This window comes from Burkholderia sp. Tr-862, from assembly GCF_011753085.1.
Taxonomy (GTDB): Bacteria; Pseudomonadota; Gammaproteobacteria; order Burkholderiales; family Burkholderiaceae; genus Burkholderia; species Burkholderia ambifaria.
This window is the reverse complement of the sequence record NZ_VWWG01000022.1, coordinates 39,877-65,607: the sequence shown is the minus strand read 5'-3', so window position 1 is coordinate 65,607 and position 25,731 is coordinate 39,877. Positions and strand designations below refer to the sequence as shown.

Annotated in this window: 29 protein-coding genes and 1 pseudogene; 13 read left to right on the top strand and 17 right to left on the bottom strand. The window is 66.2% G+C overall.

Annotation, left to right across the window (positions count from 1 at the left end):
• Positions 1–284 (top strand): annotated as a pseudogene (locus tag F3J14_RS35605) (hypothetical protein); the annotation flags it as partial.
• A gap of 107 nt (positions 285–391) precedes the next feature.
• Here the strand turns inward: F3J14_RS35605 and F3J14_RS09965 are convergent.
• Both F3J14_RS09965 and F3J14_RS09960 read right to left on the bottom strand, forming a co-directional pair.
• The gene (locus tag F3J14_RS09965; RefSeq protein WP_006753187.1) at positions 392–1,363 is read right to left on the bottom strand and encodes a thymidylate synthase; all 972 of its coding nucleotides are present in this window, start codon (positions 1,361–1,363) and stop codon (positions 392–394) included.
• A 42-nt stretch (positions 1,364–1,405) separates the two neighbouring features.
• Positions 1,406–2,803, bottom strand: coding sequence for a sigma-54 dependent transcriptional regulator (locus F3J14_RS09960; protein WP_166722825.1), 1,398 nt, complete (start codon positions 2,801–2,803; stop codon positions 1,406–1,408).
• Positions 2,804–2,855: 52 nt separating this feature from the next.
• On the opposite strand from F3J14_RS09960, the gene F3J14_RS35600 reads away from it, so the two are divergent.
• The 3 genes from F3J14_RS35600 to F3J14_RS09945 all read left to right on the top strand — a co-directional run bounded on the left by F3J14_RS35600 (position 2,856) and on the right by F3J14_RS09945 (position 4,433).
• Positions 2,856–3,233 carry a hypothetical protein gene (locus F3J14_RS35600; RefSeq protein WP_166722782.1) on the top strand — a complete coding sequence of 126 codons (378 nt, stop codon included), beginning with the start codon at positions 2,856–2,858 and terminating at the stop codon, positions 3,231–3,233.
• Between the two features lie 141 nt (positions 3,234–3,374).
• Positions 3,375–3,638, top strand: a complete 264-nt coding sequence (locus tag F3J14_RS09950) for a hypothetical protein (RefSeq protein ID WP_247682181.1) — start codon at positions 3,375–3,377, stop codon at positions 3,636–3,638.
• 294 nt (positions 3,639–3,932) lie between these two features.
• Complete coding sequence (locus F3J14_RS09945) at positions 3,933–4,433, top strand: dihydrofolate reductase (protein WP_006753184.1); 501 nt, start codon at positions 3,933–3,935, stop codon at positions 4,431–4,433.
• A 91-nt stretch (positions 4,434–4,524) separates the two neighbouring features.
• Here the strand turns inward: F3J14_RS09945 and pmbA are convergent, their stop codons facing one another.
• A complete protein-coding gene (gene pmbA / locus F3J14_RS09940) occupies positions 4,525–5,895 on the bottom strand; it encodes a metalloprotease PmbA (RefSeq protein WP_166722823.1) in 1,371 nt (456 codons plus the stop codon).
• A gap of 127 nt (positions 5,896–6,022) precedes the next feature.
• Between pmbA and yjgA the strand changes: the two genes are divergently transcribed.
• Both yjgA and mog read left to right on the top strand, forming a co-directional pair.
• On the top strand, positions 6,023–6,625 hold the full coding sequence (gene yjgA / locus F3J14_RS09935; protein WP_282100629.1) for a ribosome biogenesis factor YjgA: 603 nt from the start codon (positions 6,023–6,025) through the stop codon (positions 6,623–6,625).
• Positions 6,609–7,217 (top strand): molybdopterin adenylyltransferase, encoded by a 609-nt coding sequence (gene mog, locus F3J14_RS09930; protein WP_080681382.1) that lies wholly within the window; start codon positions 6,609–6,611, stop codon positions 7,215–7,217. The genes yjgA and mog overlap by 17 nt, the downstream gene beginning before the upstream one ends.
• 34 nt (positions 7,218–7,251) lie before the next feature.
• Here mog and orn read toward each other — a convergent pair whose 3' ends face one another.
• Positions 7,252–7,872: an oligoribonuclease gene (orn, locus tag F3J14_RS09925; RefSeq protein ID WP_057928086.1), complete on the bottom strand. Its 621-nt coding sequence runs from the start codon at positions 7,870–7,872 to the stop codon at positions 7,252–7,254.
• Between the two features lie 99 nt (positions 7,873–7,971).
• Between orn and F3J14_RS09920 the strand changes: the two genes are divergently transcribed.
• The 3 genes from F3J14_RS09920 to F3J14_RS09910 are packed head-to-tail and all read left to right on the top strand — an operon-like array spanning position 7,972 to position 10,539.
• Positions 7,972–9,231: a M48 family metallopeptidase gene (locus F3J14_RS09920; RefSeq protein WP_166722821.1), complete on the top strand. Its 1,260-nt coding sequence runs from the start codon at positions 7,972–7,974 to the stop codon at positions 9,229–9,231.
• Positions 9,228–10,169 carry a ribosome small subunit-dependent GTPase A gene (gene rsgA, locus F3J14_RS09915; RefSeq protein WP_012363367.1) on the top strand — a complete coding sequence of 314 codons (942 nt, stop codon included), beginning with the start codon at positions 9,228–9,230 and terminating at the stop codon, positions 10,167–10,169. Before F3J14_RS09920 ends, rsgA begins: the two co-directional genes overlap by 4 nt.
• Positions 10,170–10,221: 52 nt before the next feature.
• Positions 10,222–10,539: a hypothetical protein gene (locus F3J14_RS09910; protein WP_006761291.1), complete on the top strand. Its 318-nt coding sequence runs from the start codon at positions 10,222–10,224 to the stop codon at positions 10,537–10,539.
• 77 nt (positions 10,540–10,616) lie between these two features.
• Here the strand turns inward: F3J14_RS09910 and F3J14_RS09905 are convergent, their stop codons facing one another.
• The 6 genes from F3J14_RS09905 to rpsP form a co-directional block, all read right to left on the bottom strand.
• The gene (locus F3J14_RS09905; protein WP_166722820.1) at positions 10,617–11,555 is read right to left on the bottom strand and encodes a CobD/CbiB family protein; all 939 of its coding nucleotides are present in this window, start codon (positions 11,553–11,555) and stop codon (positions 10,617–10,619) included.
• A gap of 120 nt (positions 11,556–11,675) precedes the next feature.
• Positions 11,676–12,362 carry a CoA pyrophosphatase gene (locus F3J14_RS09900; RefSeq protein ID WP_105787444.1) on the bottom strand — a complete coding sequence of 229 codons (687 nt, stop codon included), beginning with the start codon at positions 12,360–12,362 and terminating at the stop codon, positions 11,676–11,678.
• 86 nt (positions 12,363–12,448) lie between these two features.
• Entirely contained in the window at positions 12,449–12,841 is a 393-nt protein-coding gene (gene rplS / locus F3J14_RS09895; RefSeq protein ID WP_011883860.1) for a 50S ribosomal protein L19, read from the bottom strand.
• 133 nt (positions 12,842–12,974) lie between these two features.
• A complete protein-coding gene (gene trmD / locus F3J14_RS09890) occupies positions 12,975–13,769 on the bottom strand; it encodes a tRNA (guanosine(37)-N1)-methyltransferase TrmD (protein ID WP_006761287.1) in 795 nt (264 codons plus the stop codon).
• Positions 13,769–14,446, bottom strand: a complete 678-nt coding sequence (gene rimM, locus F3J14_RS09885) for a ribosome maturation factor RimM (protein WP_166722819.1) — start codon at positions 14,444–14,446, stop codon at positions 13,769–13,771. Before rimM ends, trmD begins: the two co-directional genes overlap by 1 nt.
• Before the next feature lie 42 nt (positions 14,447–14,488).
• Positions 14,489–14,743 carry a 30S ribosomal protein S16 gene (rpsP, locus tag F3J14_RS09880; protein WP_006476550.1) on the bottom strand — a complete coding sequence of 85 codons (255 nt, stop codon included), beginning with the start codon at positions 14,741–14,743 and terminating at the stop codon, positions 14,489–14,491.
• A 153-nt stretch (positions 14,744–14,896) separates the two neighbouring features.
• Between rpsP and F3J14_RS09875 the strand changes: the two genes are divergently transcribed.
• Positions 14,897–16,036: a PQQ-dependent sugar dehydrogenase gene (locus F3J14_RS09875; RefSeq protein WP_166722818.1), complete on the top strand. Its 1,140-nt coding sequence runs from the start codon at positions 14,897–14,899 to the stop codon at positions 16,034–16,036.
• 109 nt (positions 16,037–16,145) lie between these two features.
• Positions 16,146–16,613, top strand: coding sequence for an NINE protein (locus F3J14_RS09870; protein ID WP_166722817.1), 468 nt, complete (start codon positions 16,146–16,148; stop codon positions 16,611–16,613).
• Positions 16,614–16,630: 17 nt separating this feature from the next.
• On the opposite strand, the gene F3J14_RS09865 is transcribed toward F3J14_RS09870, so the two are convergent.
• Together F3J14_RS09865 and F3J14_RS09860 are read right to left on the bottom strand one after the other, a co-directional pair.
• Complete coding sequence (locus F3J14_RS09865; RefSeq protein ID WP_166722816.1) at positions 16,631–17,809, bottom strand: PA0069 family radical SAM protein; 1,179 nt, start codon at positions 17,807–17,809, stop codon at positions 16,631–16,633.
• A gap of 103 nt (positions 17,810–17,912) precedes the next feature.
• Positions 17,913–18,401: an Lrp/AsnC ligand binding domain-containing protein gene (locus tag F3J14_RS09860; protein WP_006753168.1), complete on the bottom strand. Its 489-nt coding sequence runs from the start codon at positions 18,399–18,401 to the stop codon at positions 17,913–17,915.
• A gap of 145 nt (positions 18,402–18,546) precedes the next feature.
• Here F3J14_RS09860 and F3J14_RS09855 point away from each other — a divergent pair, with 145 nt between their 5' ends.
• A complete protein-coding gene (locus F3J14_RS09855) occupies positions 18,547–19,833 on the top strand; it encodes a D-amino acid dehydrogenase (protein WP_166722815.1) in 1,287 nt (428 codons plus the stop codon).
• Between the two features lie 316 nt (positions 19,834–20,149).
• Here F3J14_RS09855 and F3J14_RS09850 read toward each other — a convergent pair whose 3' ends face one another.
• The 5 genes from F3J14_RS09850 to F3J14_RS09830 all read right to left on the bottom strand — a co-directional run bounded on the left by F3J14_RS09850 (position 20,150) and on the right by F3J14_RS09830 (position 24,581).
• A complete protein-coding gene (locus F3J14_RS09850) occupies positions 20,150–21,085 on the bottom strand; it encodes an electron transfer flavoprotein subunit alpha/FixB family protein (protein ID WP_166722814.1) in 936 nt (311 codons plus the stop codon).
• A gap of 16 nt (positions 21,086–21,101) precedes the next feature.
• Positions 21,102–21,851, bottom strand: coding sequence for an electron transfer flavoprotein subunit beta/FixA family protein (locus tag F3J14_RS09845; RefSeq protein WP_014897713.1), 750 nt, complete (start codon positions 21,849–21,851; stop codon positions 21,102–21,104).
• A 229-nt stretch (positions 21,852–22,080) separates the two neighbouring features.
• The gene (locus F3J14_RS09840) at positions 22,081–22,875 is read right to left on the bottom strand and encodes a MetQ/NlpA family ABC transporter substrate-binding protein (protein WP_166722813.1); all 795 of its coding nucleotides are present in this window, start codon (positions 22,873–22,875) and stop codon (positions 22,081–22,083) included.
• 28 nt (positions 22,876–22,903) lie between these two features.
• The gene (locus F3J14_RS09835) at positions 22,904–23,557 is read right to left on the bottom strand and encodes a methionine ABC transporter permease (RefSeq protein WP_011656289.1); all 654 of its coding nucleotides are present in this window, start codon (positions 23,555–23,557) and stop codon (positions 22,904–22,906) included.
• Positions 23,547–24,581 carry a methionine ABC transporter ATP-binding protein gene (locus F3J14_RS09830; RefSeq protein WP_006750741.1) on the bottom strand — a complete coding sequence of 345 codons (1,035 nt, stop codon included), beginning with the start codon at positions 24,579–24,581 and terminating at the stop codon, positions 23,547–23,549. The genes F3J14_RS09835 and F3J14_RS09830 overlap by 11 nt, the downstream gene beginning before the upstream one ends.
• A gap of 215 nt (positions 24,582–24,796) precedes the next feature.
• Between F3J14_RS09830 and F3J14_RS09825 the strand changes: the two genes are divergently transcribed.
• Positions 24,797–25,717 carry an alpha/beta hydrolase gene (locus F3J14_RS09825; protein WP_166722812.1) on the top strand — a complete coding sequence of 307 codons (921 nt, stop codon included), beginning with the start codon at positions 24,797–24,799 and terminating at the stop codon, positions 25,715–25,717.
• Positions 25,718–25,731 lie beyond the last annotated feature (14 nt).

The following is a 25,731-nucleotide window of genomic DNA, read 5'->3' as shown; positions in this document are numbered from 1 at the left end:
ACCGCGAAGTCGCACCGCCGCACGTGAACGAGTACCGGCCGCCCGCGCCCGCGGCGCATGAAGTGCCGCGACCGCAGCCGCAGGCCCCGCGGATGGAGCCACGGCCATCGATGCCCGCGCCGCACACGGAACCGCGGCCATCGATGCCCCCACCGCACATGGAGCCGCGGCCGTCGATGCCCGCACCGCACATGGAACCGCGGCCGCAACCGGCGCCGCACGTCGAGGCGCCGCACGCGAGCAATCCGCCGCCCGGCGGCCACGACGAACGACGCCATCAATGACCGTCGCCCGATGAAACAGAAAGGCCCGAGCGGCGGGTGCCGTTCGGGCCTTCGTCATCCTGCCTGCCCCGGGTCGCGTCACCCGCGCCGCCGGCGGACGCCGGTGCTCAGACCGCCATCGGCGCGGTCAGCGGCTCATGGTGCCGGTAGCCGACGAGCGAAAAATCGGACGGCTCGATCTGCTCGAGCCATTCGGGTGCATACACGCCGGTCTTCGCGTAATCCGGCACGCGCTCGGCGATCTCGAGCCGCGGGCTCTCGTACGGCTCGCGCGTGAGCTGCTGCTGCAGCATGTCGAGCTGGTTCTCGTAGATGTGCGCGTCACCGATGAAATACGTGAACCAGCGCGGCGTGTAGCCCGTCAGCCGGCCGACGAGCGCCAGCAGCGCGGCGCCTTCCGTCAGGTTGAACGGCGTGCCGAGGCCGACATCGTTGCTGCGGATGTACAGGCACAGCGAAATCTCGCGCTTCGTGACGTTCGGCAGGAACTGATACAGCAGATGGCAGGCGGGCAGCGCGATCTGGTCGAGTACGGCCGGATTCCATGCGTGAAACAGGATGCGGCGGTCGGCCGGGTTCTCCATGATCGTATCGAGACACTGGCGCAACTGATCGATCGCCTTGTACAGCAGCACCTTCGGCGCACCGTCCTCGTCGAAGCGCGTGACGACCCGGAAACCGCGGCGCGTCGCGTCGGCGATCTGCGCGTCGGCGCCCGCGTCGAGCACCTTGTAGCCGGGCCACTGGCGCCATTGCACGCCGTACACGTCGCCGAGGTCATCGACGCCCTGGCGGTACGGGTTCGCGAGCCACTGCGCGTTGTCGTTCGCGTTCGCATCCCACACCTTGCAGCCGAGCGCGCGGAACTCGGCCGCGCTGCGCGACGCGCGCAGGAAACCGACCAGTTCGCCGATCGCGGACTTGAACGCCAGCTTCTTGGTCGTCACGGCCGGGAAGCCTTGCTGCAGGTCGAACCGCAGCATCGCACCGGGCATGCTGATGGTGCGGATGCCCGTGCGGTTCTCCTGCCAGGTGCCGGTGTCGAGGATGGTGCGAACGAGGTCGAGGTACTGTTTCATGCGGGTTCCTTCGGCCGCGAGGGCGGCCGTCACCCGCCAATTTTAGCAAGCGTGACGCGGAACCTCCGGCAACGGCGCCGAAAACCCTGCCAGCGTGTCGCCGCGATCGCGCATGCCATGCGCGCACATCAGCCTGTACAGCGTGACGCGCGACACGCCGAGTTCACGCGCTGCATCGGCAAAACGGCCGCGATGACGCAGCAGCGCCTGCTCGATCGCCTGCCGTTCGGCCGCTTCCCGCGCCTCGGTGAGCGAGACGGGCGCCAGTATCGCGAATTCATGGAGCTCGAGATCGGCCGCGGTGATCATCCGGCCCTCCGACATCACGATCGCGCGGCGCACGCGATTGATCAGCTCGCGCACGTTGCCCGGCCACGAATAGCCGTACAGCGCGGCAATCGCGTCCGGAGAGAAGCCGCGCAGGCGACGATGCGCATCGCCCTTGAAACGCTCGAGCATGTGGCGTGCGAGCACCTCGATATCCTTGCCGCGCGCGCGCAGCGGTGGCTCCTCGATCTTCAGCACGCACAGACGATGGAACAGGTCCTCGCGGAACCGCCCTTCGCGCAGCGCCGTTTCCATGTCCACATGCGTCGCGCAGATCACGCGCACGTCGACCGGCACCGATACATGCGCGCCGAGCCGCTCGATCTTGCCTTCCTGCAGGAACCGCAGGAGGCTCGCCTGGCTCTCGAGCGGCAGGTCGCCGATTTCATCGAGAAACAGCGTGCCGCCGTTGGCGGCCTCGACGCGGCCGATCTTGCGCTGGTTCGCGCCCGTAAACGCGCCGCGCTCATAGCCGAACAGTTCGGCTTGCAGCAGCGTCGACGGAATCGCCCCGCAGTTGATCGCGACGAACGGCGCGTGCGCGCGCGCCGAGCGCTCGTGAATCGCGACGGCCGTCAGCTCCTTGCCGGTACCCGATTCACCGGAAATGAACACCGGCGCATCGGTGGTCGCGACGCGCCGGATCGTCCTGAAAAGCCCGAGCATCGCATCGCAGGTGCCGACCATCTCGCCTTCGGCGCGCCCGGCGCCGACAGGCGACGCCACCGGGTCGGTCAGCGCGATCATGCCGTGCGCGTGGCCGACGGTCTCGACGATGCGTGACGTCTCGTACGGCATCGTCACGTAGTCGAAGCAATAGTCACGAATGAGATGGCGCAACGTGGCGTCCTGCAACTGGCCACGCCGGGTCGCCGCGATCCAGCCGATGTGCTGGATGCTCAGACACGCTTCGAGTTCGCGCAGATCCGCGGGCCTGAAACCCGGCGAGAAATCGAGCAGGCCGGCGGATGCCACGCCGTGCTGCACGACGCGCCGCACGTCGCGTGCGCTTTCCGCGAGATCGACGCACCATCCGCATTCGTCGAAATGCCCGCGCAACGCGTCGTTCGGCTCGCGCGAGAAATAGATCACATGCCGCTGCTCGGCTCCCATATCCTCACCCCGTTCATCAACCGTCTAACGATTGCCCCACGTGCCAAGTCACGTGCAAAAGGATCGAACCGGGTCAGCCGAAGCCGCTCGATTCGCCATGCCGATGCGCGGCAACGACAGAGCCTCGCATGATGGCGCTTATCTCGCGTCCAGTTATTTTTTGATCAAGACAGCTTACTTCGTTATAGGCGCCGAATACGACAAACCGATTGCAGCGCAGATGGGCGAGCGGCCGAATCGCTCAGAGGTCGACGTTCATCAATCGTCTGCACATAACACATGCGTAGCGACCCGTACTTGCATCGACACACGCGCCGATTTTCATCCTGGAAGCGTATCGATTGAATCCGCAGTATTCCTGAGCCCCTTCGTTTCAAGCCTGAAACATTTTCCGGCACTTTCGATCGCGACTCACAACGCCCGCGCGTGAATCGCAGGCGGGACAACGCTTGTGGCGCGATGGCATGCATTTCGCTGAATTCATGACAGATCGGAGCAAGCGACCATGCGCAAACTAATTTTGCTTACCTTCTTGCAGACAACGTTTGCGCTCTTCGCCGCGCTCCCGTTCATGTCGATACGTGCAGACGAAAGCGTGCCCACACACGCGACGCTGCTCGTCGACAGTGCATCGAGCATGCAACGGGACAACGGCTTCGGCATCGTGCCCGTGGCGGTGCCGCAACCGTATTCGGCCGACAAGGCATCGGTGACGCTGTGGGACGAAATCGCCCCGCGGTCTCCGCCGCCGGTGCCGGTGCCGATCCCTGCGCCGCGGCCCGGCAACCCGCAGCAAGCGATGGCAGGACATGCCCGCAACGGCGTCGTTCAATGATACGCATGCGATATCGCACATCCGAAATTTGATCAGGATGCCATATTGAATTGATGCGCAGCGGACCATGCCGATCGCGCCCGGTATCGTCGACATAACGACGCGAACCGTTTTCGTGTCCGTCCCCCGGCGGGCACTCTTTTTATTCAGGACGTCGCGATGCGAAGGCCGCACATCGTCGCGAGCAGCGACGATGTGCGCACGCGCCGGAACGGCGCATCCGCACCGAAGCCGGCGCGCGCCGCCGTTCCGGTAGAATCGGCGCCATTCCGGTTCTCCTCTTCCCCGACCTTCATGACGACGTTGACCCTGATCGTCGCGCGTGCCCGCAACGGCATCATCGGCCGCGACAACCAGTTGCCCTGGAAACTTCCCGAGGACCTCGCATTCTTCAAGCGCACGACGATGGGCGCACCGATCGTGATGGGCCGCAAGACCCACGAGTCGATCGGCCGGCCGCTGCCGGGGCGCCGCAACATCGTCGTCACGCGCGATGCAGCGCGCCGCTTCGACGGCTGCGACACCGTCACGTCGCTCGCCGACGCGCTCGCGCTCGCCGCGCGTGACGGAGCGGCCGAAGCATTCCTGATCGGCGGCGCGCAGCTCTATGCGGAAGGCCTCGCGCTCGCCGACAAGCTGATCGTCACCGAGATCGACGCGGACTTCGACGGCGATGCGTCGTTCCCGGCGCCCGATCCCGCGCACTGGCACGAAGTGTCGCGCGAACCGCATCAGGCGGCCGCGCCGAACACGTTCGGCTATGCGTTCGTCGTCTACGCGCGCAAGCGCGACTGACTGACACGCGGCACGCGATAAACCATAAAAAAGCCCGACCGGCCCGCGCCGGTCGGGCTTTTTCGTATCCTGGCGGCCGATGCCGCGCCGCTTACTGCCCGGCGATCGTCATCTGCTCGATCAGCACCGAGCCCGTTTCCTTCGTGCCGCGCACGATCGAATCCGCGCCGATCGCGACGATATGCCGGAACATCTCCTGCAGCGTGCTCGCGACGGTGATTTCCTCGACCGGATACTGGATCACGCCGTTCTCGACCCAGAAGCCCGCCGCACCGCGCGAATAGTCGCCGGTCACGTAGTTCACGCCCTGCCCCATCAGCTCGGTCAGCAGCAGGCCCGTGCCGAGCTTCTTCAGCATTGCGTCGAAGTCGTCGCCCGGCTGCGTGTCCGAGCTGCGCAGCGCGAGGTTGTGCGAGCCGCCCGCGTTGCCGGTCGTCTTCGTGCCGAGCTTGCGTGCCGAATAGGTCGACAGGAAGTAGCCTTCGACGACACCGTCCTTGACGACGCTGCGCGCACGCGTGCGCACGCCCTCCTCGTCGAACGGCGCGCTGCCCATCGCGCGCGGCACGTGCGGATCCTCGACGACCTGGACGTGCGGTGCGAACACCGGCTTGCCGAGGCTGTCGACGAGGAACGACGTCTTGCGGTACAGCGCGCCGCCGCTGACGGCCTGCACGAACGCGCCGAGCAGGCCGGCCGCGAGCGGTGCCTCGAAGAGCACGGGCACCTTGCGGGTGTCGAGACGGCGCGCGCCCATCCGCGCGAGCGCACGCTCGGCCGCGTAGCGCCCGACCGCTTCCGGCGCCGCGAGATCGACCGCGCTGCGCTTCGACGAATACCAGTCGTCGCGCTGCATGTGGCGACCGCTGCCCGCGATCGGCGCGCATGCGATGTAGTGGCGCGAGTACGGATAACCGGCGAGGAAGCCGCGCGACGTCGCGAGCACGAACTGCGAATGCTGCGCCGACACGCTCGCGCCTTCCGAGTTGCGGATCTGCGGGCTGACCGCGAACGCGGCGTCTTCCGCGCGGCGGGCGAGCTCGACGGCCTCGTCGGCCGTCAGCGCCCACGGGTGATAAAGGTCGAGGTCGCGCGGGTCCGTTTCGAGCAGCTCGGCCTCGGCGAGGCCGGCCGCGTCGTCCTCTGCCGTGAAGCGCGCGATGTTGTACGCGGCGGCGACGGTATCCTTGATCGCGGCCGGCGAGAAGTCCGACGTGCTCGCGTTGCCGCGCTTCTTGCCGATGAACACCGTCACGCCGACCATCTTGTCGCGGTTGTGTTCGATCGTCTCGACCTCGCCGCGGCGCACCGACACCGACAGGCCATCGCCTTCGGAGATTTCGGTGGCGGCGTCCGTCGCGCCGAGCGCCTTCGCGTGGCGGAGGATGTCCGAGGCAATTTCTTTGAGCTGGTCCTGCGTGTGCGGGAAATAGCGCGCTTGTACGTCGAGATTGGCTGCCATCGTCTTGGTATCCGGTGGCGGGCGGGCGCCCGCATGGTCAAAATGTTACGTATCCCGCGATCATAGCAAGGTCCGGGGCCGGGCACAGACAAGCTTGGGGTGTCCGCACCGCGATACAATGCCGCCCATGACACGCAAAACCCGAATCCAGCCGATCGAGCATGCCGCCGAAGTCGACGACAATGGCTACGATCGCCCCAGCAAATCCCAACTGAAGCGCGAAATGCACGAGCTGCAGGTGCTCGGCCAGGCGCTCGTCGATCTGCCGAAAGACGCGCTGAAACGCATGCCGATGCCCGAAAGTCTGTCGGACGCCGTTCGCGAGGCGCGCCGGATCACCGATCATGAAGGCAAGCGCCGCCAGCTCCAGTACGTCGGCCGCGTGATGCGCACGCTGACCGACGACGAGACGGCCGCGCTGCGCACCGCGCTCGACGCGCAGCGCGGCGTAAACAAGGCCGCGACGGCCCGCCTGCACTGGATCGAGCGCACGCGCGACCAGTTGCTCGCCAACGACGACGCGCTGACCGAATTCCTCCGCCAGCACCCCGAAGCCGACATCCAGGAAGGCCGCACGCTGATCCGCAACGCGCGCAAGGAAGCCCAGCAAGGCAAGCCGCCGCGCTATTTCCGCGAGCTGTTCCAGTGGATCAAGACCGCGAGCGGGACGCCCGGCGGGGATGACGTAGCGGCCGACGAGGCCGGGGACGACCATGACGACGAAGCGTAACCACCCGGACGAACTCGTCGTCGGCCTCGTGTCGATCAGCGACCGCGCGAGCACGGGCGTCTACGAGGACAAGGGCATTCCGGCGCTGCAGGAGTGGCTCGCAGGCGCGCTGGTCTCGCCGTGGCGCGCCGAGACGCGCCTGATCCAGGACGACGCGCCGACGATCTCCGCCACGCTGGCCGAACTCGTCGACGTCGCCGGCTGCGATCTGGTGTTGACGACCGGCGGCACCGGCCCCGCGCGCCGCGACGTGACGCCGGAAGCCACGCTGGCCGTGGCAACGAAAGAAATGCCGGGATTCGGCGAACAGATGCGGCAGATCAGCCTGAATTTCGTGCCGACCGCGATCCTGTCGCGGCAGGTCGCGGTGATCCGCGAGACGGCCGACCACGCGGCGCTGATCATCAACCTGCCCGGCCAGCCGAAGTCGATCCGGGAAACCCTCGAAGGGCTGCGCGACGCCGACGGCAAGTCGACCGTGCCCGGCATCTTCGCCGCGGTGCCCTACTGCATCGACCTGATCGGCGGCCCGTACATCGAGACCGACGCCGCGGTGGTCGCGGCGTTCCGGCCGAAGAGCGCGCGGCGCTGAGCGTGTATCGGGCGCCGAGCGCGTGCCGGCCCGCTCAGGCGGCCGGCGCGGACTCGCCTGCCGGCGCCGACGCGGCCGGAATCAGGAAATGCTCGCGGTAGTACTTCAGTTCGTCGATCGATTCGTGGATGTCCGCGAGCGCCGTATGCATCGCGCGCTTCTGAAAACCCTTGTAGATCGCGGGCTGCCAGCGGCGGCACAGCTCCTTGAGCGTGCTGACGTCCAGGTTGCGGTAGTGGAAGAACCGCTCGAATTCCGGCATCCAACGCGCCATGAAGCGGCGATCCTGGCAGATCGAGTTGCCGCACATCGGCGACTTGCCGGGCGACACGTACTGCGCGAGGAACGCCTGCAGCTGCGCGGCGGCGTCCGCCTCGGTCACGGTCGACGCGCGCACGCGGTCGATCAGCCCCGAGCGGCCGTGCGTCGACTTGTTCCAGTCGTCCATCTTCGCGAGCGTTTCGTCGCTCTGGTGGATCGCGAACACGGGGCCTTCCACCGCGATGTCGAGGGTGGAATTGGTCACGACGACCGCGATTTCGATGATGCGGTCGTTATCCGGGTCGAGGCCCGTCATCTCCATGTCGAGCCAGACGAGGTTCAACTCGTTGCGCACGAGCGCGGGCTGGCTGGCGGAAGCGGCGGTATCGGTCATGAGTCATCCTGGAAAATGGCGGACGGCGGGCGGCATCGCGCGAGCGGGCCCGGTCCGCAAGAACATATAATTCTCGCATAGAACCCTTTGGCGCCTTCGATGTCACCCTTTTCGTTCACCCTGCTGTTCGCGATCGCCGTGCTCGCGATGGTCGTCACCAAGCTGTGGCTCGCGTCGCGGCAGATCCGCTTCGTCGCCGCGCACCGCAACGGCGTGCCCGCGCAGTTCAGCGCCACCATTCCGCTGACCGCCCACCAGCGCGCGGCCGACTACACGGTCGAGCGCACGCGGCTGGCGATGCTCGAGATCGTCGTGAGCGCGGCCGTGCTGGTCGGCCTCACGCTGCTCGGCGGCGTCGGCGCGCTCGACACGCTGCTGACGGGCTGGTTCGGCCGCGGCTACGGGCAGCAGGTCGCGCTCGTCGCCGCCGTGCTCGTGATCACGAGCGTGATCGACGTGCCGTTCGAGTATTACCGCCAGTTCGGGATCGAACAGCGGTTCGGCTTCAACCGGATGACCATGCGCCTGTTCTTCACCGACATGCTGAAAAACACGCTGCTCGGCGCGGTGCTCGGCCTGCCGCTGCTGTTCGTCGTGCTGTGGCTGATGAACCAGGCCGGCAGCCTGTGGTGGCTGTGGACCTGGATCGTCTGGGTCGCGTTCCAGATGCTCGTCCTGCTGATCTACCCGACCTTCATCGCGCCGATCTTCAACAAGTTCGAACCGCTGAAGGACGAAGCGCTGCGCACGCGCATCGAGTCGCTGATGAAACGGTGCGGCTTCGCGGCGAAGGGCCTGTTCGTGATGGACGGCAGCCGCCGTTCCGCGCACGGCAACGCGTATTTCACGGGCTTCGGCGCATCGAAGCGGATCGTGTTCTTCGATACGCTGCTCGCGCGGCTGTCCGGCGAGGAAATCGAGGCCGTGCTCGCGCACGAACTCGGCCACTTCAAGCGCCGCCACGTGATGAAGCGGATGCTCGTGTCGTTCGTGCTGAGCCTCGTGCTGCTCGCGCTGCTCGGCTGGCTCGCGCAGCGCACGTGGTTCTACACGGGGCTCGGCGTCACGCCGTCGCTCGACACGAGCAACGCGGGCGCCGCGCTCGTGCTGTTCTTCCTCGCGATCCCCGTGTTCCTGTTCTTCGCGACGCCGTTCAGCAGCCTCACGTCGCGCAAGCATGAATTCGAGGCCGACGCGTTCGCGGCCAGCCAGACCGACGCCCAGGATCTCGTCAGCGCGCTCGTGAAGCTCTACGAAGACAACGCGTCGACGCTCACGCCCGACCCCGTCTATACGGCCTTCTACTACTCGCATCCGCCTGCCTCGCAGCGGATCGACCGCCTGATGCAGCACGCATGAGCCGGCCGACCTCCCGCAAGCCGGCCCCGCGCGCATCGGGCGCGCAGCGTGTCGAAGGCCGCGTGATCGCGGCGCACGGTCGCCACTACATCGTCGCGCCCGACGACGGCGGCCCGATGCTGCAGTGCTTCCCGCGCGGCAAGAAAAGCGAGATCGCGGTCGGCGACCGCGTCGTGTACGAACAGGCATCGGCCGACCAGGGCGTAATCGTCGAGATCGGCGAGCGGCGCAATCTTCTGTACCGCTCCGACCAGTTCAAGTCGAAGCTGTTCGCGGCCAACCTCGACCAGCTGCTGATCGTGCTCGCGACCGAGCCCTATTTCAGCGAGGATCTGCTCGGCCGCGCGCTGATCGCGGCCGAAGCGAACGAACTGAAGCCGCTCGTCGTGCTGAACAAGATCGACGTCGAAGCCGCGCTGCCGGTCGCCCGCGAGCGCCTGGCGCCCTACCGTGCGCTCGGCTACGACGTGCTCGAACTGTCGGTGAAGGGCTCGCCCGACGATGCGCGCGCGCAGCTGATGCCCCATCTGGCCGGGCACTCGACGATCCTGCTCGGTCAGTCCGGGATGGGCAAGTCGACGCTCGTGAACCTGCTCGTGCCCGATGCCGAGGCCGCGACCCGCGAAATCTCGGCCGCGCTCAACAGCGGCCGCCACACGACGACGTTCACGCGCCTCTACCCGCTCGAAGGCGGCGGCGCGCTGATCGATTCGCCGGGTTTCCAGGAATTCGGCCTGTATCACCTGACGGAAGGGCGCCTCGAGCGCGCGTTTCCGGAATTCCGCCCGCTGCTCGCGGACTGCCGTTTCTATAATTGTCATCATCTGCACGAGCCCGGCTGCGCGATTCTCGAAGCCGTGGCCGACGGCCGCATTGCGCCGTCGCGGCATGCGCTTTACGCGCAGCTCGTGCACGAGGCCAGCCAGATCGTCCGCTGACCGCACGGCGGGCAGAAGGCGGCCGGGCCGGCCTTCACCGACAGGAGCCGCGATGCGTTTCAAGGCCCCCGATCTCGCCACTGCGCAGCATTGGGCGAACGTGCTGCAGGTGGCCGGCATCGGTTGCGAGCTGCACAACTGCTACGCGCCCGGTGCGCTCGGCGGCCTGCCCGCTGACGCATGCGCGCCCGAGCTGTGGCTCGACGACGAGCGCGACGATGCGCTCGCGCGGCGGCTTCTCGATGCGGCGTCACACGGCCCATCGGCCGGCGCCGCGCCGTGGCGCTGCCGGCAGTGCGGCGAGGCGCTCGAGGCCCAGTTCACCGCCTGTTGGCAATGCGGCGCCGTGCGCGATCCGCTCGACGACTGACCGGATTGACCTGACGCACAGCAAAAAGGCCGGCATCGAGCCGGCCTTTTCATTTCATCGGGCGCCGGGCGAGCGCGTCACGATACCCAGACCGCCAGCGTCAGCATCAACAGCAGGATCATCCACAGGATCACGGCGCGCCACACCAGGCCGACCGCCGACTGTAGCGTGCGCGGCGTGCAATCGTCACCCACCGTCAACGGCCCACTGTCGCCGACCGCCAGCGCGTCGAGGCTCGATGGCTCCGCGAGCGGCCCTGCGAGGCGCGCGCCGAGCGCGCCGCTACCGGCCGCGAGCAGCACGCCGTCGTTCGGGTCGGGCCACTGGCGCGTGTGATTGCGCCACGCGTAGATTGCATCCTCGAAGTTGCCGACGATCGCGAAGCCGAGCGCGGTCAACCGCGACGGAATCCAGTCGATCACGAAGAACGCCCGCTGCGCGAACGTCGAGAACGCGGCCGTGCGATCGTCGCCCGGCGTCGACCAGCTGCGCGCGAGATATTCGGAGATGCGATACAGCACGGCGCCTGCCGGACCGATCGGCAGCACATACCAGAAGAACACGCCGAACACGTGGCGATGCGACGCAACGACCGCATGAATCAGCGTATGGCGGACGATTTCACCGACCGGCATGTCGACCGTGTCGAGGCCCGTCCATTCGCGCAGGATTTCGCGGGCGCGCGGCACGTCGTCGTTGTTGAGCGCGAGATGGATATCGGTGAAGTAGTGGCTGAACTGGCGGAAGCCGAGCGTGAAATACACGACGACGACGTTCCAGATGAACGCGAGCACGAAGCTCACCTTGTACAGCAGGAAGTAGATCAGCGCGACGATCAGCACCCACGGCAGCACGACTGCGAGCCATGCGAGCACGCCATGCTTTTGCTTGCCGGCGTCGAGGCCATGCGCAACGGTTTCCGCATGAAACTGGAACAGCGCGAACACCGGATTGCTTGGCGACAACGCGCGGACCTGTTCGATGATGAGAGCGAGGAGAACCGAAAAGAAAGTCATGCGTGGCGCCGTCTTCCGAGTTATGTCATTTTTTGCATAACGATAGCACAGCGTAAGCAACGCATGGCTGCTGGCGCGACGGGCCGCGAGCCGGTCGCGTGGGCACGATCGGGCGGGATGCTATCCGGCTGCCAAGAAGCGGTACAGATTGCGCAACATGCCGGCAGTTGCGCCCCAGATGAAGTAATGCCCGGCCGATTCTCCATTCGGATAGGGCATCGCAAAAAAACGACGCTCGCCGCCTTCCCAGCGGAACACGCGCACCTGGTGGTTCGCGGGACTCATCAGGAACGCGAGCGGCACCTCGAAAATCTCGGCGACTTCGAACGCGTCGGCCTGCACGGTGAACGGCGGATGCACGAGCCCCACGACGGGTGTCACACAGAAGCCGGTACCCGTCAGGTAGTCGGGCAGCGCACCGAGAATCTCCACCCGTTCGGCCGTCAGTCCGATTTCTTCCTTCGCCTCGCGCAACGCGGTCGCCGTCGCATCGCGATCGTACGACTCGCGACGGCCGCCGGGGAAGCTGATCTGTCCGGCATGGTCGTTCAGGTGATCGGCGCGCTGGGTCAGCAGCACTGTGAGGCCGCTCTCGCGAACCACGAGCGGTATGAGGACGGCGGCGCTGCGCGGATCGACGCCCTCCACCAGGCGAGCCTCGCCGGGCTCGACGTTCCATTCGAGCGTGCGCGCGAAACGTTCGCGCAGCCCGGGCGGCGTCATCAGGCGTGCATCGATGGACGGCAGGCCGGCGCCGGTGCCTTCGACCGGCAGCACTTCGGGATCAACGATGGGGCGGCGATTCAATGGGACTCTCGGTTCGTGACGTATCGAGCATATTGTCGCGCCAGAATGAAAAAAGCACCCGGGAGGGTGCTTTTTCCTTACAGCTCTTACTCTTGGGAAGCTGCTGCGGTGCGATCCTTCGACACCAGCTTTTCCTTGATTCGAGCCGACTTGCCCGAACGCTCGCGCAGGTAGTACAGCTTCGCACGACGCACATCACCGCGACGCTTGACGACGATGCTCGCCAGCAGCGGCGAGTAGGTCTGGAACGTACGCTCGACGCCTTCGCCCGACGAAATCTTGCGGACGATGAAGTTCGAGTTCAGGCCACGGTTGCGAATCGCGATCACGACGCCTTCGTAAGCCTGAACGCGCTTGCGGTTACCTTCAACCACGTTCACGTTCACGATCACCGTGTCGCCCGGGGCGAATTCGGGGATCGTCTTGCCGGCGAGCGCGCGCTCGATCTCTTCCTGCTCAAGTTTTGCAATCAGATTCATCACTGACTCCTAAAGCCATCTTGTCGGCGTTTGCGCCCGCCTGCTTCCAGGCCTGGCCCCGACAGAGGATGGATTCACATCAGGCGCCGCGCACGCATGCACGGCACCGCCATTTCCCGCCCGCGACGCCGCCTCAGGAGGCGTTCTTCGCTTCGCGTGCGAGGTTCGCAAGCCACGCCTCGTCGGCCCGGCTCAACAACTTCTCGCGGCGCGCCCGGACGATCAGATCCGGCCGCTTCCGCAACGTATTCTTCAATGCTTCCTGGCGACGCCACCGCTCGATCTCGGCATGATGCCCGCCGAGCAGCACGTCCGGCACGCGCATTCCCTCGTATTCCTCGGGGCGCGTGTAATGCGGACAATCGAGCAGCCCGTCGACGAAGCTGTCCTGCACGGCTGACTGCGCATCGTTCAACACGCCAGGCAGCAGGCGCACGACGGCATCCATCATCGCCATCGCCGGCAGTTCGCCACCGGACAGAACGAAATCGCCGAGGCTGATTTCCTCGTCTACACAACGGTCGAGCAGACGTTGATCGATCGCCTCGTAGCGGCCGCACAGCACGATGACACCAGGCTCCTGCGCCATCCGCACCGCACGTTCGTGCGTGAACGGCGCACCTTGCGGCGACATCATCACCACACGCGTGCTCGCGACGCCCTGCTCCGCCTGCGCTGCCTTCGCAGCGCCGATCGCGGCCTCGAGCGGCTTGGCCAGCATCACCATGCCCGGACCGCCACCGTACGGACGATCGTCGACCGTGCGGTAGTTGTCCGTCGTGAAATCACGCGGGTTCCAGGTGCGCAACCCGAAGCGCTCCTGCTTCACGGCCCGGCTGGTAATCCCCCAGTCGGTCAGCGCGCGGAACATTTCGGGAAAGAGCGTGACGACGTCGAACTGCACCGCGCTCTCCGTAACCTGGTTCATTAGTAATCGGCTTCCCAGTCGACGACGATGCGACGTGCCGCCTGATCCACCGTCTTGACGAATACGCCGACGAACGGAATCAGCCGTTCGTCGGTGGTCGGCTGACCATCCTTGCCGACTGCCGGATACTCGACGCGCATGATCGAATGCACGCCGTTATCGATCATCCCGCTCACTGTCCCAAGCGCCACCGATTGCTCGTTGACGACCTCGAGACCGATCAGGTCGACCCAATAGAATTCGTCCGCGGCCAATGCCGGGAAATCTTCCCGGCGCACGAACACGCGAAAGCCGCGCAAAGCCAATGCGGCATCGCGGTCGCTGACACCCGCGGCATGCGCGACGACTGTGTCGCCGTGCGTTTTCGACTGCAGGATGCGGGCGGACAACCGCTCCCCACCCCGTTCCAGCCACCAGCGGCGCGCGTCGAGCAGCGCATCGCCGCCGCGACCGGCGTCGGCATGCGTCGCCACCTTGATCCAGCCTTTCAGGCCATAGGCGTCGACCACTGCCCCGACCTCGACAGCATCGTCGGGCCAGGTTTGCACCGCTTCGAGACTGCCCTGCTCGGCAGCCGCACCGGCGCTCGCGACAACGTCGCGCTCGACCGGCTTGCGGACGAATGCGCCAAACGACGCTCGCCCGCGCTTTGCGTTACCGGAATCGTGACCGGACATCAATGCTCCTTGCAGCCGGCACGACCGGCACACCGCGCCATGTTAGGCGGCCGGTTGCGCCTTTTGCGCTTCCTTCACGAGACGCTGGACGGTCGGCGACAGTTGCGCGCCAACACCTTGCCAGTACGTCAGGCGATCCTGAGCGATACGCAGCGATTCGCCCTTCGTGGCGACCGGGTTGTAGAAGCCGACGCGTTCGATGAAGCGGCCGTCACGACGGTTGCGCGAATCGGTAGCAACGATGTTGTAGAACGGGCGCTTCTTCGAGCCGCCGCGAGCCAGACGGATGATAACCATATGAAATCCTTCGGGGAAACCGGGTTCGAAACTACTGAAACGTGCGATTATAGCCGGAAACCAAAGCCACAACAAACACTTACGCGCAAAAATTCCGCGGACGCCGTATTCGCCGGGCATACAATCGACGTGTTCACGACGCTCCCCGCCGCCATGTCGCTATTTCGCGTCGCCCCGGTGTGCCGCGCGCAGCATCGCCTCACGGGCCTGCTGACCGGTTTCGTCCTCTGCCTCGCAGCCACTGCGGCTTGCGCCGCACCGCCGGTGGGCGAACTCGTCGTGCCGCCCGGCTTCCACGTCGACATACTGACCGACGCCGTGCCGACCGCCCGCGAAATGGCGTGGTCGCCGCGCGGGATCCTGTATGTCGGCTCGCGGGAAGGCCGCGTGCATGCCTTCGTGATGCAGGAGGGCCGGATCACTGCCCGCTACGTGATCGCATCGGGGCTCGACATGCCCGTCGGTGTCGCGTATCGCGACGGCGCGCTCTATATCTCCGCCGTGTCGCGCATCCTGCGCCTCGACCACATCGACGACCGGCTCGCCAGGCCGCCCGCGCCGGCGGTCGTAACGGACGCGCTGCCGACCGATCATCATCACGGCTGGAAATTCATCGCGTTCGGCCCCGACGGCAAGCTCTACGTGCCGACCGGCGCGCCGTGCAACGTGTGCCTCGCCGATCGCAGCCGCTACGCGATCATCGCACGCATGAACGCCGACGGCAGCGGCCGCGAGGTATTTGCCCGCGGCGTGCGCAATACCGTCGGCTTCGCATGGCACCCCGACTCGGGCGAGCTGTGGTTCACCGACAACGGGCGCGACCTGATGGGCGACGACGTACCCGACGACAAGCTCAACCGCGCGCCGCGCGCAGGCCTCGACTTCGGCTTTCCTTACTGTCATGGCGGCGACACGCCCGACCCCGAATTCGGGAGCGTCGACGTGTGCCGCCGCCATGTGCCGCCCGTGCTGAAACTCGGCGCGCACGTGGCGGCACTCGGCATGCGCTTCTATACGGGACCGATGTTCCCGGCGTCGTATCGCAACAACGTCTTCATTGCCGAGCACGGTTCGTGGAATCGCAGCACGAAGGTCGGCTATCGCGTGATGCGCGCGGTCGTGTCGGCCGACGGCAGCCACGCGCGCCAGACACCGTTCATCACGGGCTGGCTGCGCGCGGACGGCACCGTGTGGGGACGCCCGGCCGACGTGCTGCCGCTGCCGGACGGCTCGCTGCTCGTCAGCGACGACTATGCAGGCGCCATCTACCGCGTCACCTATGCGGCACCTTGACGCAGGCGAGGGGTGACCGGGCCCGACGGGGCATCGTAGAATGCGTGCCGGGCCGAGCGCCCCGCGCCGGCCTGCCGGCCGCCACGCCAACGATAATCCGCCGCCAGCCATGTCCAGCAGCACCGCACCGTCCCGCCGCTTCCGCTCCAAGACGCTCACCGCCGCCCTCGCGTTCCTGCTCGGTTCGCTCGGCGCGCACCGCTTCTACCTGTACGGCCTGCGCGACGTGTACGGCTGGGCGCACCTGCTCGCGACGCTCGTCGGGATTCCGGGTTTCATGCTGCTCGCCGCGACCCAGCGCAGCGCCAGCCTCGGCTGGTGGCTCGCCGTGCCGGGTGCGATCTCGCTGCTTGCCGCGTTCCTCGCCGCGCTCGTCTACGGCCTGCGCCCCGACGAGAAATGGGACGCGCAATTCAATGCCGATACGGGCAAGCACAGCCGGTCGGGCTGGACGGTGATCTTCATCGTGATCTTCTCGCTGCTGATCGGCGCGTTCCTGCTGATGACCGCGCTCGCGCTGTCGTTCCAGACGTATTTCGAATCGCAAGTCGAAGCGGCGAAGCAGATTTCGCAGTAAGCGCCGACGCGCACCGGTCAGAACAGGCTCAACTGCATGTCGTCACGCGACTTCGCGCTGGTTGCGCCCACCACGGTGCGCCGAGTGGCCACCGCGGCCGCCGGCGCGCCGCGAAACTGCGACAGATCCAGAATGCCGTTCGTGCGCTCGTTCAACCCGAGCCGCTTGACGGCCTGACGGAAACGCTGCCGCAACAGGTCGGCCCAGATCCCCTCGCCCTTCATCCGTTTCGAGAAATCCGAGTCGTAGTCCTTCCCGCCGCGCATGTCGCGCACACGGTTCATCACGCGCTCCGCGCGATCGGGGAAATGCGCGGTGAGCCAGTTCCTGAACAGCGGCGCGACCTCCCACGGCAGCCGCAGGACGATATAGCTCGCATGCGTCGCGCCTGCTTCCGCGCAGGCTTCCAGCACGCGCTCCATGTCCGGCTCGGTGACGAACGGGATCATCGGTGCAATGCTGACACCCACCGGCACACCCGCGTCGCGTAATGCGCGGATCGTACGCAGCCGGCGCGCCGGCGTCGCCGCACGCGGCTCGAGCGTGCGTGCGAGATCGGCATCGAGCGTCGTGATCGTGACCGCCGCCATCACCTGCCCGCGCTCGGCCATCGGGACAAGCAGGTCGAGATCGCGCTCGATCAGCGACGATTTCGTGATCGCGGCGAACGGCAACCCGCGATCGTGCATCACCTGGATCACGCTGCGCGTGATGCGCAGGTCGCGCTCGACCGGCTGGTATGCGTCGGTGTTGACGCCGAGCGCGATCGGCTCCGGCACGTAACGCTTGCGCGAAATCTCGCGCTCGAGCAGTTCGGCCGCATTGACCTTCGCATAGATGCGACTCTCGAAATCGAGCCCCGGCGACAGGCCGAGATAGCTGTGGGTCGGCCGTGCAAAGCAGTAGATGCACCCGTGCTCGCAGCCGCGATACGGATTGAGCGACACGCTGAACGGAATGTCCGGCGACTGGTTGTGCGTCAGGATGCTCTTCGCACGTTCCTCGAACACCTGGGTGCGCAGCGGCGCGGGCAGATCGGCGTCGTCCGATTCGTGCGCCCAGCCGTCGTCGACCGCTTCGCGCAGCGCCGTTTCGTACCGCCCCTGGAGGTTGTCGACCGCACCGCGCCCCTTGCGGGGCGCCGGCGGCGCTATCGGAAATTCGTTGTCGGACCGGCCGTCCATGCGCTCACCCATTCGCCTGCACCCAATACTGTATATTTATACAGTATTGGGTGCAGCATGCCAAGGGCGAGATAAGGGGTCTGACAGCGGGGCCGGCAAGCTGCCGCCGCTGCGGTCATTGGCCGACCGAAATCGTCAGCGTTTCCTTGATTTCCTCCATCACGACATAGCTCTTCGACTGCACCGCGCCGGGCAGTTGCAGCAGGATGTCGCCGAGCAGCTTGCGATAGTCGGCCATTTCACCGATCCGCGCCTTGATCAGGTAGTCGAAGTCGCCGGACACGAGATGGCATTCGAGCACCTCGTCGATCTTCATCACTTCGCGACGGAACTGCTCGAACATGTTGCCGCCCTTGTGGCCGAGCGTGATCTCGACGAATACCAGCAACGCGGCGCCGAGCTGGCCCGGATCGACGCGTGCGTGATAGCCGGTGATGACGCCGTCGCGCTCCATGCGCCGCACGCGTTCGATGCACGGCGTCACGGTCAGCCCGACCTGTTCCGCGAGGTCCTTCATCGCCATCCGGCCGTCGTCCTGCAGCAGTTTGAGGATGCGGCGGTCGAGCTTGTCGAGCGAGCGTACTGGCTGGCGTTGCGTTCTCATTTATTTATTCTGAAAACCTGAAAAATACGATAACAAAACCTACACATTCGACAATACCATAGCTCAAAAAACTAGATCAGCTAGAGGTTACACGGAGACGCAGGTGCGCCCGGCCTCGACCTGATCCCTTCCATCTGGAGCAGCTATGCGAGTCGTCATTCTGGGCAGCGGTGTGGTGGGCGTGGCAAGCGCGTATTACCTCGCGCGCGCCGGTCATGAAGTCACGGTGATCGACCGCGAGGCCGGCCCGGCGCTGGAGACGAGCTTCGCGAACGCCGGCCAGATCTCGCCCGGCTATGCGGCTCCGTGGGCCGCGCCCGGCGTGCCGCTGAAGGCCGTCAAGTGGATGTTCGAGAAGCACGCGCCGCTCGCGATCCGCCTCGACGGCACGCGCTTCCAGCTCCAGTGGATGTGGCAGATGCTGCGCAACTGCACGGCCGACCGCTATGCAGTCAACAAGGGCCGCATGGTCCGCCTCGCCGAATACAGTCGCGATTGCCTGCAGGCGCTGCGCGCCGATACCGGCATCCAGTACGAAGGGCGCACGGGCGGCACGCTGCAACTGTTCCGCACGCAACAGCAACTCGACGGCGCGGCGAAGGACATCGCGGTGCTGCAGGAAGCAAACGTGCCGTTCGAACTGCTGTCGCCGACCGAGTTGAAGAACGCCGAACCGGCCCTCGCCGCCGTGTCGCACAAGCTGACGGGCGGCCTGCGCCTGCCGGGCGACGAAACGGGTGACTGCCAGTTGTTCACGACGCGCCTCGCGGCGCTCGCGGAATCGCTCGGCGTGAAGTTCCGCTACAACACGCCGATCGACGCGCTCGCGATCGCGGGCGGCAGGATCGCCGGCGTGCAGTGCGGCAGCGAGACGGTGCGCGCGGATGCGTATGTCGTGGCACTTGGCTCGTACTCGACCAGCTTCATCTCGAACCTGATGAAGATCCCCGTCTATCCGCTGAAGGGCTATTCGATCACCGCGCCGATCGTCAACGAGACGGCCGCCCCCGTATCGACGGTGCTCGACGAGACCTACAAGATCGCCATCACGCGTTTCGATCAGCGCATCCGCGTCGGCGGCATGGCCGAGATCGTCGGCTTCGACAAGAACCTGCGCGCCGCGCGCCGCGAAACGCTCGAAATGTGCGTGAACGACCTGTTCCCTGGCGGCGGCGATACGTCGAAGGCAACGTTCTGGACGGGCCTGCGCCCGATGACGCCGGACGGCACGCCGATCGTCGGCCGCACGCCGGTCTCGAACCTGTTCCTGAACACCGGCCACGGCACGCTCGGCTGGACGATGTCGTGCGGGTCGGGCCAGTTGCTCGCCGACCTGATCTCGGGCAAGAAGCCGGCGATTCAGGCCGACGACCTGTCGGTGCATCGCTACCTGAAGGACGTGGCCGGCCAGACGCGCCCGGCATACGCATAAGTCGGAACGGCCCGCGGCGACGCAGGACGGTCGGCATCGATGGAAAGGCGCCCCTTGGGGCGCCTTTTTCGTTGCAGCGAACGCGTTGCCGGCGCGCAACGGGGCTGGCGTCAGCGCGCGCAAATTCGTTGCCCTTCTCGCCGACGATCGACGCTGCGGGCCCACTTGCCTGCACGAGGGCATGCTCCGCGCAGCGTTGCGCAATCGCGACTCTGTGTATTGCAGCCCCCCGCCCTCGTCTGCATGCCACAAAAAAAGGGGCGCTCATCGCGCCCCTTGTCTTGCTGCGTGCTTGCCGCCGAAGCGGCCTGCCGCGTCAGCCGAGCTCGCTCACGAGCTCCGGCACGAGCGCGAACAGATCGCCGACGAGGCCGTAGTCGGCCACGCTGAAGATCGGCGCTTCGGGATCCTTGTTGATCGCGACGATCACCTTCGAATCCTTCATGCCGGCCAGGTGCTGGATCGCACCCGAGATGCCGACCGCGATATACAGCTGCGGTGCGACGATCTTGCCGGTCTGGCCGACCTGGTAGTCGTTCGGCACGAAACCCGCATCGACTGCCGCGCGCGAAGCGCCGAGTGCCGCCGACAGCTTGTCGGCCAGCGGCTCCAGCACCTTCGTGTAGTTCTCGCCGCTGCCCAGACCGCGGCCGCCCGACACGATGATCTTCGCGCTGGTGAGCTCCGGACGGTCCAGCTTCGTCACTTCACGGCTCACGAACTGCGACTTGCCTGCGTCGGCTGCCGCTTCGATCTTCTCGACCGATGCGCTGCCGCCTTCGGCTGCAACCGGATCGAAACCCGTCGCACGCACCGTGATCACCTTGATCGGGTCGCTCGACTGCACCGTCGCGATCGCGTTACCTGCGTAGATCGGGCGCTCGAACGTGTCGGCCGAATCGACCGCCGTGATGTCCGAGATCTGCGCGACATCAAGCTTCGCGGCGATGCGCGGCGCGATGTTCTTGCCGTAGGCCGTCGCCGGCGCGAGGATGTGCGAATAGTCCTTCGCGATGTTCAGCGCGGTCGCTTCGACGTTTTCCGCGAGGCCCGCTTCGAGCTGCGGCGCGTCGGCCAGCAGCACCTTGCTGACGCCTGCAATCTTCGCCGCTGCGTCTGCAGCCGCCTGCGCGTTGTGGCCCGCGACCAGCACGTGGATGTCGCCGCCAATCTTCGCTGCCGCCGCCACCGTATTCAGCGTCGCGGCCTTGATCGACGCGTTGTCGTGTTCTGCAATCACCAGAATCGTCATTTCTTTCCGCTCCCTCTTACAGCACCTTGGCTTCGGTCTTCAGCTTCTCGACCAGCGTCTTCACGTCCGGCACCTTCACGCCGGCTGCGCGCTTCGGCGGCTCGACCACCTTCAGCGTCTTCAGACGCGGCGCGACGTCCACGCCCAGGTCTTCCGGCTTCACGGTTTCCAGCGGCTTCTTCTTCGCCTTCATGATGTTCGGCAGCGTCACGTAGCGCGGCTCGTTCAGGCGCAGGTCGGTCGTGACCACCGCCGGCAGCGTCAGCGACAGCGTTTCCGCGCCGCCGTCGACTTCACGCGCAACCGTGGCCTTGCCGTCGGCGATCGTCACCTTTGACGCGAACGTCGCTTGCGGCAGACCGGCCAGCGCGGCCAGCATCTGGCCCGTCTGGTTCGAATCGTCGTCGATTGCCTGCTTGCCGAGGATCACCAGCTGCGGCTGCTCCTTGTCGACCAGCGCCTTCAGAATCTTCGCGACGGCCAGCGGCTCGACGCTGTCGTTCGATTCGACCAGGATTGCTCGATCCGCGCCAATCGCCAGCGCCGTGCGCAGCGTTTCCTGCGCTTGCGTGACACCGACCGACACCGCAATCACTTCGGTCGCGACGCCCGCTTCCTTCAGGCGCACGGCTTCTTCCACCGCGATTTCGTCGAACGGGTTCATCGACATCTTCACGTTCGCGATGTCGACGCCCGTGTTGTCCGACTTCACGCGGACCTTCACGTTGTAATCGACCACTCTTTTCACTGGCACCAGGATTTTCATGCACACGCTCCAAAGTTACGAATACGACCAGAGGCCATTCTATAGCGAGGCCTCATGACTGCGCGGCCCAGCGGACCCATCCATCGCGGCTATCGAGGATAGCGCTCCTCTTCGGCGCGCCGGCAATAGCGAACGGTCGTTCTATTTTAAAAGAGAAAAAACCCGGACGCAAAGCCCGGGTTTTCGATCATCGCCTCTAATCGTCGCCGGGCGCGCCCTATACATCGTGTTACCAGGCGGCGATGACCGCCCCGCCGAACTTCTGTTCGATGAACTGCTTCACTTCCGCGGAATGGTAGGCCGCGACCAGTTTCGCGACCCACGGCTTGCTCCGGTCGGCCTCGCGAATCGCGAGAACGTTCGCGTACGGGCCGTTCGGGCCCTCGATCGCGATCGCGTCCTGCTTCGGTTTCAACCCCGCTTCCATCGCGTAGTTGGTGTTGATCGCGGCCGCGTCGACGTCGCCGAGCGAGCGCGGAATCTGCGCCGCATCGAGCTCGACGATCTTCAGCTTGCGCGGATTGTCGACGATGTCGAGCGGCGTCGCCTTGAGGCCAGCGTCCGCGCGCAGCTTCAGCAGCCCCTGCTTCTGCAGCAACAGCAGCGCGCGGCCGCCGTTGGTCGGGTCGTTCGGCACCGCGACGCGCGCGCCGGGCTTGAGCTCGGCCAGCGACTTCACGCGCTTCGAATAGATACCCATCGGGAACGTGACAGTCTCGGCAACCTTGATCAGCTTGTAGCCGCGATCCTTCACCTGCGCCTGCAGATACGGATCGTGCTGGTAGCTGTTCGCGTCCAGATCGCCCGACGCGAGCGCCGCGTTCGGCTGCACGTAATCGGAGAATTCGACGACGCGGATGTCGAGGCCGCTCTTGGCCGCGACCTTCTTCACCACGTCCATGATCTGCGCGTGCGGGCCGCCCGTCACGCCCACCTTGATGGTTTCGGCCTGGGCATGTGCACTCGCGAACAGCGCGGCCGCGCCGAGTGCGGCCGCGAACTTCAGCATGAAACGTCGTTGCATCGTCTCCCCCAATGGTTGGATGTCGTTTTTACTTGTGGCTCAGCCGGCGCACGAGCCAGTCGCCGAACGATTGCACGATCTGCACGAACACGATCAGGATCGCGACGACCGTCCACATCACTTCCGGCAGATAGCGCTGGTAACCGTAGCGGATCCCCAGATCGCCGAGCCCGCCGCCGCCGATCGCACCGGCCATCGCCGAATAGCCGACGAGCGACACGAACGTGATCGTCAGGCCCGCGACGATGCCCGGCAGCGATTCGGGCAGCAGCACCTTGAACACGATCTGCGACGTCGTCGCGCCCATCGACTGCGCGGCCTCGATCAACCCGCGGTCGACCTCGCGCAGCGCGGTCTCGACCAGCCGCGCGACGAACGGCGCGGCCGCGAGCGTCAACGGTACGACCGCCGCGGCCGTGCCGATCGACGACCCCGTGACGAGCCGCGTAAGCGGAATGACCGCGACCAGCAGGATGATGAACGGCGTCGAGCGCACCGCGTTCACGATGCCGCCGAGCACGCGATTCAAGCCGAGGTTCTGCAGCACGCCCTGGCGGTCGGTCAGGTACAGCAGCACGCCGAGCGGCAGCCCGACGAGCGCGCCGACCGCTCCCGAGATGCCGACCATGATCAGCGTCTCCCAGAACGACTGCACGAACATATCGAACATCTCACTCAACATACGAAAGCTCCTCTACCACCACACCTTGCTCGCGCAGGAACGCGAGCGCCTGCCCGACCTTGCCCGGTTCGCCGCCAGCGAGCACCGCGAGCGACCCGAACGCCTGACCCTGGATCTCGTCGATCTGGCCGTGCAGGATGTTGAAATCGAGTTCGTACCGGCGGATCGTCTCCGACAGGATCGGCTGGTCGACACCCGAGCCGGTGAACGCAAGCCGCAGCAAATGCCCGCTGCCCGTCTTCAGCCGCTCGGCCACCCGTGCCTTCAGCGCCGGCGGCAGCTCCTGCGCGATCACGTCGCCGATCAGCGCGCGCGTCACTTCGTGATGCGGCTGCAGGAACACGTCGATCACGCGGCCTTCTTCGACCACGCGGCCCGCGTCGAGCACCGCCACGCGATCGCACACCTGCTTGATCACTTCCATCTGGTGGGTGATCAGCACGATCGTCAGGCCGAGTTCGCGGTTGATGCGCTTCAGCAGATCGAGGATCGAGCGCGTGGTCTCGGGGTCGAGCGCCGACGTCGCTTCGTCCGACAGCAGCACCTTCGGCTTGCTCGCGAGCGCGCGGGCGATGCCGACGCGCTGCTTCTGGCCGCCGCTGATCTGGGCCGGATAGCGGTCCTTCTGCGCGGACAGCCCGACGAGGTCGAGCAGCGGCAGCACGGCCGCCTCGATGTCGGCTCGGCTTGCACCGGCCAGCTCGAGCGGCAGCGCGACGTTGTCGAACACCGTGCGTGACGACAGCAGGTTGAAGTGCTGGAAGATCATGCCGATTTCGCGGCGCGCTTCGCGCAGCGCGCCCGCCGGCAGCAGCGTGAGATCGCGTCCGCCGACGACGACGTTGCCTTCGGTCGGCCGCGTAAGCAGGTTGATGGTGCGCACGAGCGTGCTCTTGCCGGCGCCGCTTCGGCCGATGATGCCGAATACCTCGCCCTGCGGGATCGTCAGATTGACGTTGTGCAACGCGTCGACCCAGCCGGTCGGCCCGGGGAAACGCTGAGACAGATTGCGTAATTCGATCATGTAAACAAAACGGCGGCCGGCTGGCGAAGCCCGCCAGTCGGCCGCCGATGCATCTGGAATAGCCGGCGATTTTACCGCAAACGCCTCATTCCCCTTAATAATCGATTTCGATCTTTTCATAACCAGACGAAATTAGAGGGGCACTGCTGGCCCGCCTCGGGAATGCGGCGACTATGATCCGGAACACCGATGCCAACGAACAGGGGACCCGCCAGATGAACGCCACCACCACGCCGGCCGCCGCACCCGTCACCGCAGCACCGGAGCCGGCGTCGCCGCCCGCTCCGCGCATGGGCCGGCTGCGCACCATGGACGGACTCGAACTGGCGTCGTACCGCTGGCCGGCCGGCGACGGCACGGTGCCGCCGCGCGCGAGGATCGCGCTGGTGCACGGCCTCGCCGAGCATGCGGGCCGTTATGCGGCGCTGGCGGCCAGACTCAACGCGGCCGGCATCGACGTGCTGGCGATCGATCTGCGCGGGCACGGCCAGTCGCCCGGCAAACGCGCATGGGTCGAGCGTTTCGACGGTTACCTGAACGATGCGGATGCGCTCGTTGCCGAAGCCGCCTGCGGCGATACGCCGCTCTTCCTGATGGGGCACAGCATGGGCGGCGCCGTCGCGGCGCTGTATGCGATCGAACGCGTGCCCGCCCGCGGCCACGCGCTGGCCGGTCTCGTGCTGTCGAGCCCGGCGCTCGCGCCGGGGCGCGACGTGCCGCGCTGGATGCTTGCGATGAGCCGCTTCATCAGCCGCGCATGGCCGACCTTCCCCGCAATCCGGATTGATGCGGCGCTGCTGTCGCGCGATCCGGCCGTCGTCGCGGCCAATCGTGCCGATCCGCTTGTTCACCACGGCGCGGTGCCAGCGCGCACGGGTGCCGAAATCCTCGACGCGATGGCGCGCATCGAGCGCGGCCGCGGTGCGCTGCGCGTGCCGGTGCTCGTCTATCACGGCACCGAGGACAAGCTGACCGAGCCCGACGGGAGCCGCGCATTCGGCGCCCACGTCGGCTCGCCCGATCGCACGCTGACGCTATACGAAGGCGGGTTCCACGAGACGATGAACGATCTCGAGCGCGATCGCGTGATCGATGCGCTGATCGCGTGGATTCACGCGCGCGTGCCGGCGCGCTGAACGCGCGCGGCCGC

Coding starts and splice junctions, on each gene's coding strand:
- F3J14_RS09905 (WP_166722820.1), bottom strand. CDS start 11,555: ATGACTTTCTTTTCGGTTCTCCTCGCTCTCATCATCGAACAGGTCCGC.
- F3J14_RS09850 (WP_166722814.1), bottom strand. CDS start 21,085: ATGACGATTCTGGTGATTGCAGAACACGACAACGCGTCGATCAAGGCC.
- F3J14_RS09945 (WP_006753184.1), top strand. CDS start 3,933: ATGACGACGTTGACCCTGATCGTCGCGCGTGCCCGCAACGGCATCATC.
- F3J14_RS09845 (WP_014897713.1), bottom strand. CDS start 21,851: ATGAAAATCCTGGTGCCAGTGAAAAGAGTGGTCGATTACAACGTGAAG.
- rsgA (WP_012363367.1), top strand. CDS start 9,228: ATGAGCCGGCCGACCTCCCGCAAGCCGGCCCCGCGCGCATCGGGCGCG.
- F3J14_RS09870 (WP_166722817.1), top strand. CDS start 16,146: ATGTCCAGCAGCACCGCACCGTCCCGCCGCTTCCGCTCCAAGACGCTC.
- trmD (WP_006761287.1), bottom strand. CDS start 13,769: ATGAACCAGGTTACGGAGAGCGCGGTGCAGTTCGACGTCGTCACGCTC.
- mog (WP_080681382.1), top strand. CDS start 6,609: ATGACGACGAAGCGTAACCACCCGGACGAACTCGTCGTCGGCCTCGTG.
- rpsP (WP_006476550.1), bottom strand. CDS start 14,743: ATGGTTATCATCCGTCTGGCTCGCGGCGGCTCGAAGAAGCGCCCGTTC.
- F3J14_RS09855 (WP_166722815.1), top strand. CDS start 18,547: ATGCGAGTCGTCATTCTGGGCAGCGGTGTGGTGGGCGTGGCAAGCGCG.
- F3J14_RS09875 (WP_166722818.1), top strand. CDS start 14,897: ATGTCGCTATTTCGCGTCGCCCCGGTGTGCCGCGCGCAGCATCGCCTC.
- F3J14_RS09965 (WP_006753187.1), bottom strand. CDS start 1,363: ATGAAACAGTACCTCGACCTCGTTCGCACCATCCTCGACACCGGCACC.
- rplS (WP_011883860.1), bottom strand. CDS start 12,841: ATGAATCTGATTGCAAAACTTGAGCAGGAAGAGATCGAGCGCGCGCTC.
- F3J14_RS09840 (WP_166722813.1), bottom strand. CDS start 22,875: ATGCAACGACGTTTCATGCTGAAGTTCGCGGCCGCACTCGGCGCGGCC.
- yjgA (WP_282100629.1), top strand. CDS start 6,023: ATGACACGCAAAACCCGAATCCAGCCGATCGAGCATGCCGCCGAAGTC.
- orn (WP_057928086.1), bottom strand. CDS start 7,872: ATGACCGATACCGCCGCTTCCGCCAGCCAGCCCGCGCTCGTGCGCAAC.
- F3J14_RS09835 (WP_011656289.1), bottom strand. CDS start 23,557: ATGTTGAGTGAGATGTTCGATATGTTCGTGCAGTCGTTCTGGGAGACG.
- F3J14_RS09865 (WP_166722816.1), bottom strand. CDS start 17,809: ATGGGTGAGCGCATGGACGGCCGGTCCGACAACGAATTTCCGATAGCG.
- pmbA (WP_166722823.1), bottom strand. CDS start 5,895: ATGGCAGCCAATCTCGACGTACAAGCGCGCTATTTCCCGCACACGCAG.
- F3J14_RS09920 (WP_166722821.1), top strand. CDS start 7,972: ATGTCACCCTTTTCGTTCACCCTGCTGTTCGCGATCGCCGTGCTCGCG.
- F3J14_RS09950 (WP_247682181.1), top strand. CDS start 3,375: ATGTCGATACGTGCAGACGAAAGCGTGCCCACACACGCGACGCTGCTC.
- rimM (WP_166722819.1), bottom strand. CDS start 14,446: ATGTCCGGTCACGATTCCGGTAACGCAAAGCGCGGGCGAGCGTCGTTT.
- F3J14_RS09960 (WP_166722825.1), bottom strand. CDS start 2,803: ATGGGAGCCGAGCAGCGGCATGTGATCTATTTCTCGCGCGAGCCGAAC.
- F3J14_RS09860 (WP_006753168.1), bottom strand. CDS start 18,401: ATGAGAACGCAACGCCAGCCAGTACGCTCGCTCGACAAGCTCGACCGC.
- F3J14_RS09830 (WP_006750741.1), bottom strand. CDS start 24,581: ATGATCGAATTACGCAATCTGTCTCAGCGTTTCCCCGGGCCGACCGGC.
- F3J14_RS09825 (WP_166722812.1), top strand. CDS start 24,797: ATGAACGCCACCACCACGCCGGCCGCCGCACCCGTCACCGCAGCACCG.
- F3J14_RS09910 (WP_006761291.1), top strand. CDS start 10,222: ATGCGTTTCAAGGCCCCCGATCTCGCCACTGCGCAGCATTGGGCGAAC.